Genomic DNA, 1,949 nt, shown 5'->3' with positions numbered 1-1,949 from the left:
GCTCAAAACTACCATGCTGTTTGTACTCGTGATCTGTGCATGCCAAAAAGAACCGTTCAACAATGACAATGTGACGAACGAAGTAAGCAATACCTCCATTTCCCTGGATGAGGCCAAAAACTTTATGGCGCAGGTTGACAGAGACAGCAGTAAGGCCATGGCGAAAATCAGGGTTGACTGGAAACTTGCCCAAAGCGTCGCTATAAGGAACGGGAACAAGTGGATCATTTTACTGGAGGGACAACCCACCTATCAAAACTATAAACAGGGATATCGGCAACTGGTGATACTGAGGGACCCTGTAAGCAAAAAGATCGGGGCAAAAATACTGGAGATTATTCCAGATGCCATCTACCTGCAGAGAAACCGGATAACAAGGGCAGCGGATTTCACAGGAAGGGTATTTGTATACAACCTCAACTACAAACTAATGGGGGGTAGACTCTACAGCAAGGGGAAGCCAGTCGGATTGATCAAACAGTTTTCCAAGCAGGAAGAGCTAGACCAGGCCAACAAAATGTTAAAGGAGGTGAATCCCTATCGTGGAATACAAGGGAAGATCATGAAGATGATGGCTATAGAAACCTGCGCCTGGGTGCAAGACTGGTATATTGACGGCGCAGGTGATTTCACCGTCCATTCTACCCAAATCTGCTCAACCACTTACTTTGACGACGGCGGAGGTGCTGGCGGTGGCGGAGGATATTACGATGGCCTTGTAGACGGCTCTTCGGGATCATCAGGTGGTAGCGGAGGAAACACCGGCACATCATCGCCCCCTGCCCCATCGAACCTTCCGGGAGAGGACAAAAACCCTGTCAATCCCAAAGAGATGATGGAATGCTTCTCAAAGATTCCAAGTACAAATGCAGCATTTGTAGTAAGGGTATATGTTGTTGAACCGCAGCCTGGAACCTCTTTTAATGTCGGCGCCAACAGTTTCGGCCATGTGGCTATTTCTTTGAGCAAAACAAGTGGAGCCACAACCATCACACAAACTGTCGGATTTTACCCTACTGGCTCTGGACTGGATAAACTATCCTCTAAATCGCAAATTCTTGACAACGGCTTTGATGCCTATAATATATCGTCAACTTATTATGTCACAGGGGAAAGTTTTCAGAAAGTAATAGATTATATAAGCAACCCGCCAAAAAACTATCATTTCTCGGATTACAATTGCTCAACATTCGTCTACGGAGCAGGTCAGGCCGGAGGTATTCCAATCCCAGACCCAACCACGCAAATTGGATTGGGCGGACCTGGTGGAGCTGGTTTTGCCAAAACGCCAGCAGGAATGGCAAGCGCTTTGCGGGAACAAAAAGCTAGTAATCACAATTTAGATATTAACGAAGCTGGAGGTAAAATACCGGAAAGCAATGGACCATGTAAAATTCAATAAGATGAAAAGAAAATACAAAGTGACAATTTTGATTATTGTAAGCGCAATTGTGATCAGTAACTTACCACCTATAGCATATTTTCTTCAAGAAGAATATCACTATCGGAATAAAGATGCGAGCTTTCAGTTTTATGAGCAGGGAGGTCCAACCCAAGATTTCGAAGTTGCTAAAGCTCGCTTCGAAAGTTTTAAGAACAAGAATCCCCAAAATAAAAGTGATATTTTATACCGAACATTCACCTTAAAACCCTGGAGGTTCTGGGAATGGTGGCAGATGATTGCGCATTCCGAAAGGTTTAGGTTACCACTATATCCATCGTCATAAATGAAGCAAAATACTGCAAACAAATTTATATCTCATGGCTTTTCCACAATTCTATTCATTTCTCAAATACCACGGAATTGCGTCAGACTAGGAGTCTATTTAGTATTATATTTATCTAAGACTTCACCCGTTTTTGGATTAATAATTATTGCTGTATCACACCAGTTAAACAGTACTATTTGATCCATATCATTTTTTCGCACATTAAGGTAAGGGCAATCT

2 protein-coding genes are annotated in these 1,949 nt (G+C 43.2%); both read left to right on the top strand.

The genetic code is table 11. The annotated features are described in order from the left end of the window. On the top strand, nt 1-1,402 hold a 1,402-nt coding region (locus tag AC1DND_RS26760; protein ID WP_477585752.1), incomplete at its 5' end, for a hypothetical protein. A 1-nt stretch (nt 1,403) separates the two neighbouring features. Next, nucleotides 1,404-1,727: a hypothetical protein gene (locus AC1DND_RS26755; protein WP_477585750.1), complete on the top strand. Its 324-nt coding sequence runs from the start codon at nt 1,404-1,406 to the stop codon at nt 1,725-1,727. Nucleotides 1,728-1,949 lie beyond the last annotated feature (222 nt).

This window comes from Pedobacter sp. 01N416 (genome assembly GCF_056399685.1).
This window is presented reverse-complemented; position numbering and strand designations above follow the sequence as displayed.